Source organism: Streptomyces sp. NPDC030991 (assembly GCF_055571235.1).
The window spans coordinates 1-5673 of sequence record NZ_JBVIFR010000053.1; the positions used below are offsets into that span (position 1 = coordinate 1).

Annotated in this window: 6 protein-coding genes and 3 pseudogenes; 3 read left to right on the forward strand and 6 right to left on the reverse strand. The window is 68.2% G+C overall.

Translation table 11 applies throughout. The features are described 5' to 3' along the window. Positions 1–96 precede the first annotated feature (96 nt). The gene (locus ACZ45E_RS39800) at positions 97–714 is read right to left on the reverse strand and encodes a hypothetical protein (RefSeq protein WP_468231430.1); all 618 of its coding nucleotides are present in this window, start codon (positions 712–714) and stop codon (positions 97–99) included. A gap of 181 nt (positions 715–895) precedes the next feature. Here ACZ45E_RS39800 and ACZ45E_RS39805 point away from each other — a divergent pair, with 181 nt between their 5' ends. Beyond that, the gene (locus ACZ45E_RS39805; RefSeq protein ID WP_468231433.1) at positions 896–1051 is read left to right on the forward strand and encodes a hypothetical protein; all 156 of its coding nucleotides are present in this window, start codon (positions 896–898) and stop codon (positions 1049–1051) included. Positions 1052–1150: 99 nt separating this feature from the next. Further along, positions 1151–2069: pseudogene (locus ACZ45E_RS39810) on the forward strand (transposase). A gap of 53 nt (positions 2070–2122) precedes the next feature. On the opposite strand, the gene ACZ45E_RS39815 reads toward ACZ45E_RS39810, so the two are convergent. Then, positions 2123–2782 carry a hypothetical protein gene (locus ACZ45E_RS39815; RefSeq protein ID WP_468231435.1) on the reverse strand — a complete coding sequence of 220 codons (660 nt, stop codon included), beginning with the start codon at positions 2780–2782 and terminating at the stop codon, positions 2123–2125. Further along, positions 2779–3609 (reverse strand): ATP-binding cassette domain-containing protein, encoded by an 831-nt coding sequence (locus ACZ45E_RS39820; protein WP_468231438.1) that lies wholly within the window; start codon positions 3607–3609, stop codon positions 2779–2781. The genes ACZ45E_RS39815 and ACZ45E_RS39820 overlap by 4 nt, the downstream gene beginning before the upstream one ends. Before the next feature lie 250 nt (positions 3610–3859). Between ACZ45E_RS39820 and ACZ45E_RS39825 the strand changes: the two genes are divergently transcribed. Next, positions 3860–4396 carry a hypothetical protein gene (locus ACZ45E_RS39825; protein WP_468231441.1) on the forward strand — a complete coding sequence of 179 codons (537 nt, stop codon included), beginning with the start codon at positions 3860–3862 and terminating at the stop codon, positions 4394–4396. A gap of 282 nt (positions 4397–4678) precedes the next feature. Here the strand turns inward: ACZ45E_RS39825 and ACZ45E_RS39830 are convergent. From ACZ45E_RS39830 to ACZ45E_RS39840, 3 genes and pseudogenes are all read right to left on the reverse strand, one after another. Then, a pseudogene (locus tag ACZ45E_RS39830) lies at positions 4679–4903 on the reverse strand (helicase associated domain-containing protein); the annotation flags it as partial. Between the two features lie 18 nt (positions 4904–4921). Further along, on the reverse strand, positions 4922–5113 hold the full coding sequence (locus ACZ45E_RS39835) for a hypothetical protein (RefSeq protein ID WP_468231443.1): 192 nt from the start codon (positions 5111–5113) through the stop codon (positions 4922–4924). A gap of 82 nt (positions 5114–5195) precedes the next feature. After that, positions 5196–5660, reverse strand: a pseudogene (locus tag ACZ45E_RS39840) (helicase associated domain-containing protein); the annotation flags it as partial. Positions 5661–5673: the final 13 nt, after the last annotated feature.

Genomic DNA, 5673 nt, shown 5'->3' on the forward strand with positions numbered 1-5673 from the left:
TCACGGAGAGTTGGTTGCGAGTCTCATCCGGGATGCACATACCACACCAACGAGCCTCAGCACGGGAAGCAACACCTTGATGATCTGCAAGCCCTATTAGTCGACGATTTCTGCGTCGATGATGTCGTTACCGGGGCCTTCGATGGAAGCAACGGGCGGGACCTGGCGCATGTGGCCGAGCTTCTCGGCTAGCAAGAACCGGAAGAGGCTCACGGCCCTGTCGTGCCGTTCGTCGGTCCCGCCCGGCTTGAGGGCATCGAGGACGAGCAGTGCGAACACCCGCTCGGTGTCCTCCGGGTGGCCGTTCAATCGCTGTCTGACCAGCGAGGCCAGGTCCATGGAGACGTCGCCGTCGGGGACCGTGGGCAGGGACAGGCTAAGGAGGTCGTCCTCCGTGACGTTAGCGAGTGCGGCCCGCTGCCACAGCGTGTCAAAGCGGAGGAGTTGTTCCTCCGGCGTCGTTCTGCGGGCTCGGGTGCAGAGGATCTCGACCAGGACGTCGACGGTGTCCCGCCTGGGTAAGGCGGGGCCGGCGAATGCGGCATGCAGGGTGCTGCGGGAGATCTTCTTCTTCGCCTCATCGCTGAGGGCCGCGTACATCTCGCTCAGAGACGGTCGGCCGGCCCACAAGTGCAGCGCGTGCAGGGCCTCGTTCAGCTCTTTCAACGGCCCGTCGTCGAGCTGCGGCCTCTTGAATACCCCCGGCTTCCCCACCCGTACTCCCTGAGCGTCCAGAACCGTCCAGCACTGTCCAGCAGCATGCCATCTCGTCCGGATGCAGGGGCCCGCATTCGGAAACGTACGGACCCGGTCTCGGATCGTCCGACCCGGCCGAGGTCGGGTGCACCTTGGCGTCTTCGACACTCAACCACTCGTCGTTCTAGGAGCACCCGCCATGAACCAGTCGCTCGGCCTCATTCTTGACGGTCTGCTGGCAAACCTGCCGTCCGACATCATCGCCGGGGGTGCCGTGGCCCTGTTCGGTGTGGTGTGGACGTCCTGGCGCCGCCGACGGTCGGCCCGCAGCGAGCAGAACCGCCGCCGAGGCTGACGGGCCGTTGACGGCATACGGCGGGCGAGCCTGAAGGCTTAGGTACAGCGGCGGCTTCTTACGAGTTGGTGCGTGATAGCGGGTGGGCATGCTCTGCTGGTGAAGGGCACGGTGGATCGTTCAGTTCTGGCACATCCGTTGTTGACGGGGATCTCCTGGGCTCATTTGTCGTCTCTGACAGCGGAGTTGGCCCAGCCATGGGTGGCAGAGGTCGAGGGCCGTCGGCACCAGATGCGGGGCGGTGAGAGAAGACGGGCGCCGGGGGCTGGTGCCCGTCATCGGCTGGTGTTCGTGGACCGGGTGGTCGCCACACTCATCCACTTGCGCCATGACCTGCCGCACGCGGTGCTGGCCTTGATGTACGGAGTGGACCGCTCCACTGTCACCCGGGCGGTGGGTGAGGTGCGTGGTCTCCTGGCGGGGCGGGGTTTCGCTGTCCCGGCCCGGCGTGCGCCTGCGGACGCTGGAGGACATGTTTGCCTACGCCCAGGCCGAGGGCGTTCGACTGCGTCTGGATGCCACCGAGGTTCAGGTCCGCCGTCCGGCCGCAGGCCGCGGCGGCCGGCGGGCGTTCGTCTCGGGCAAGAAGAAGCAGAACACGATGAAGGCGACCGTCATCGCCGACCACCAGGGCCGCACTCTGTGGACGGATGCACTGCGGCCGGGCCGCATGCACGACGCCACTGCCGCCCGCACTGCCGGAATCGGCAGACGCTTCGACCACTTCGACCTGGTCCACGTCCTCCTCGACGACGGCTACCTCGGACTGAGCAAAGATCACCGGGGCAGAGCTCTGACCCAGCCCCGCAAGCTACGACCAGGCGCAACCCTGCCCTTCCTCGAACACAGCGAACGCCAGCGGCACGAGCATTCCTCGCAGCGGATCACCGTCGAACACGCCCTCGCCGACCACAAACGCTGGAAACAACTCCAGCGCTGGACCCATCGGCGCGACCTCCTTCCCGACACCTACCGAGCGATCGCCAGCCTCGTGTCCGACCGCACCGCCGCCGCCTGAAGAAGTCGCTCAGCAGCACAAACACGACCCACCCGCTATCACGCACCAACTCGTTATTCCCTGCGCCCGGCGACGAACTGTGTGGTGGCGGTGAACACGGCAAGGATCACCCCGGAGATCGCCAGCATGCTGCCGGCGGGGGCGAGTAGTTTCGCCGCGTCGGGGGTGGTGGACATCAGGGTGAACAGGCGGTTGACCGGAGGCATGCCCTTGCCGAAGAGGGCTCCCATCACCAGCGCGAGAGCGGCGACCAACGCGTACCCCTGCCGTTTGAAGACCAGCCGCGAGCACAGCACGCCGATGGCTATGCCGACGAGGGCACAGGTGAGCTGGGCCTCGATGCCCAGCAGGAGGTCGGTCGTGGTGACCACGTAGTTGCCCGTCCACAAGGGGAAGAACAGTCCGAAGACCATCAGGACGACACAGCTCAGCAGGGCCGTGCCGATCGCCGCGAGCAGCACCGTGAGCGACCGGCCGCCCGCGGTGATGACGACGATCGCCCTCTGCGGCGGGTCGTCCAGGCTCATCAGAGCGATGGTCAGCCAGGTCGAGCAGACGAACAGCGCGCCGGCGGAGGAGGCGTAGGCGGGCGGCAGCGGGCCGCTGCCGTTGACGGTCAGCACGCCCATGAGGCCCATGAACAGGAGCAGCGGGGCGAGGTAGCGCTGCGTGTGCAGCACGGTGGCGAAGGTGTAGCGGATGAGCGCGATCACCGCATGTCCCCGTTCGTCGCGGCGTTCGGCATCCGGTGGTGGTCCGTGGTCGTTTCGGTGACGCGCTCGACGGACCAGCCGTGCTGGAGCGCGGTGAACAGCAGGGCGTCGGTCGACTCGCGTCCCACGCGGACCTTGACGCCCGTGACGTCCCGGCTCACCGCCAGTACGCCGTCCAGCTTTTCCCAGGCAAGGCCCTGCGGTACGCGGCCGTCCCGGCCCGCGGTCAGGACGACGTCGGACGCGGGCCGCTGCTCGGTGGCCCACGGCTCCGGTCCCTGCAACGACACGCGGCCCTTGCCGACCGTGTAGGTCCGGGTGGCGTGGGCCCGGGTGACCGACTCGCGGTGGTCGGTGAACACGACGGTGCCGCCGGAGGCCGCGACCTCGGTCATGATCTCGGCGAGCACGCCGTGGGCGTCGGCGTCCAGCCCGGACCACGGCTCGTCCAGGATGAGGAGTCCGGGTTCCACCAGAAGGGCCTGGGCCAGCGCGACCTTCTGCGCGTTGCCCTTCGACAGGCTCCGCAGAGGGGCGTGCTTGCCGCCCACCAGGGCGAGTCGGTCCAGCAGCAGGCCGGCCCGCGCCGAGGCGGCCGGGGTGGCCAGCCCACGGACGCGACCCATGTGCGTCAGGTACGCCGCGGCCGACATGCGTTCGTTGGGGGAGAACCGGTCCGGGACATACCCGACAACGGGCGGCCGGGCGGCCACCGTGCCGCGGGTCGGCCGGGACAGGCCCACCGCGATCCGCAGCAGCGTCGACTTCCCCGATCCGTTCCCGCCTGCGAATGCCACGATCTCACCGGCCGGGGCCTCCACGTCCACGTCTCTCAGGATCCAATCGCCACGGCCATAGCGCTTGCTCACTGATTGAAGACGTAACAAATGATCTCCTTCGTCCGGCACAACGCTCCCAGATGCTCGCAGATTACGGGGCCCGTCCGCTCCGCATCCAGGATGCCGACTGCCCTCTGGAAGAAGGGCCGCGATACCCCGTTGTAACGGGGTGCCTGGTATGTCCTGGACGGGCTGCCTCAGCCATTCCGGCCACGAGGCAACCTTGCAGGGAGGCGCGATGATTCAGATCACTCTCGGCAAGCAGAAGGACGTCGACCCGAACAGTGATCCCCTCCAGCGCTCGCAGATCGGCTGGAGCGACGGACTGCCCGACCAGCGGCTGTACGAGATCGCCCGCGGAGTCTGGGTGATGCGCGGATCGCGCGTTGAACGTGAGCGATTTGCGGTCGTCAATGGCGGCGGAGTCATCCGCCTGGCCATGGAGATCGAACGGGTGGTCGACGTCCCTGGTGGACGCCGGTCCTTCGAAGGCCGCATCCTCGGACCTGGGCATTCGGTTCACGACCACTACGTTGGCAAGCCCGCCCCGAACGGCGCCCAGCAGAACCCGATCACCTACTACAAGTCCCCACCGGACAACCGGAAGTGCAACTGTGGCTGCGGCAAACTAATCGAACGCGGTGACTTCCTCCCCGGACACGACCAGCGGGCCATCCACGAGAGAATCACCCGCATCGGAACCGTGAAGGACTTCATCGCCTGGTTCGACCAGACCTGGAAGCCCGACGAAGCCCAGCAAGGCGAAGCCGCGTGAGGAAATGCCACCGAACTGAGACGGAAACCGCAGGGCATCTGGTGAGACAGCAATACAAGCAGCAGGTCACCGCGGTCCGTAATGACACTGGCGGCGCGAACCTACATAAGGCCCCGGGGCGGCCCCGTGAGGGGCGAATGCCCAACCGACGGCCTCCCCAGCGCCTGGTCATGCGCTAGGCGCTCAGGGGGCCGCACAGGGATCTTGGCGGCAGGCTCGGGGTGTGGGGTTGGGCCGAGGCCCGGTGTGGGTGGTGTCACCCGTAGGTAAGGCCCGCAGCACTCACCAGCGCATGCCGAGTTGGTCAAGGGCAGCCCGTCGTCGATCGGTGAGTTTGTCGGCTCGGCGGCGTACGTTGGCGGTCCACATGCCGAGGTCGACCATGACGTCGCCGTCGGGTGTGGTCTCGCGTCCGGTGGCAGCCGGCCCGGCGAGCTCGGCGGGCCGGGCCTCGATGTGCTTGCGGGGTACGTTCAGGTGCCCTTCCGTACTGTGGAACTGCCGGGCAGCGGCAAGATTGAGCGCTCATTTGTGGTCCTGGGTCAACTTCACCGGCCGCTCTTCCTCGCCGGCCGCCTCGATGCCGAGCGCGTTTTCCAGCAGCCACCGCTGTGCCGGCAGCAGCTGCTCGAAGCCGTACCGTTGCGCCCGCACCCAGCGTCCGAGGTCCTCGCCCTGGACGACGACGTCTCCGGCCGCCGACGGGGCCCCCGCCACCAGCCAGGTGTGCCTGTACGAGCCGCAGGCAGCGTTGCCAGCCGGTGTCCCAGGCCGGGCACCACCCAGGGTCGATGTCGTCGAGCTGCTGGCGCCGCTCGTCGGTGAGCGCCCCCGCCTCCGACCCGACTGGCTCCCCGGCCTCACGGCGCGCGGCGATCCGGTCGGCGAGGCGGGCGGCGTCGCGCATGTTCTTGGCCCACTTCCCGACTGGGTACCCGTTCCAGACCGCGGTGGCCGGCGGCAGGAAGTGCTGATGCACCTCGGCCCACGCCCGCGCCGCGGCGAGGCCATCGTTGAAGGCGTCCTCGCGCGGCGCCCACGCCATGCCCAGCCCGTCCAACTCCCGGACCCGTTCCGGGTCGAGCCGACCGGCCTTGGACGAGCGCCGTTGATGGGTCAGCCACACCCCGAGCGGGAAACCCGCGGGTGACCAGTCCTCGGGCGTCACGAACCCGTGCGGGGCCGCCAGCGGCCCGTCTCCGTACTCCTTCACGTACCGGGCGGTGGCCTCGATGCCGCGCCGCCAGTACGCGCCTTCCGGCACCAGGACTCGCAGC

Excerpts from the sequence above, each read along its gene's own strand:
- ACZ45E_RS39825 (WP_468231441.1), top strand. The coding sequence starts at position 3,860 with ATGATTCAGATCACTCTCGGCAAGCAGAAGGACGTCGACCCGAACAGT.
- ACZ45E_RS39805 (WP_468231433.1), top strand. The coding sequence starts at position 896 with ATGAACCAGTCGCTCGGCCTCATTCTTGACGGTCTGCTGGCAAACCTG.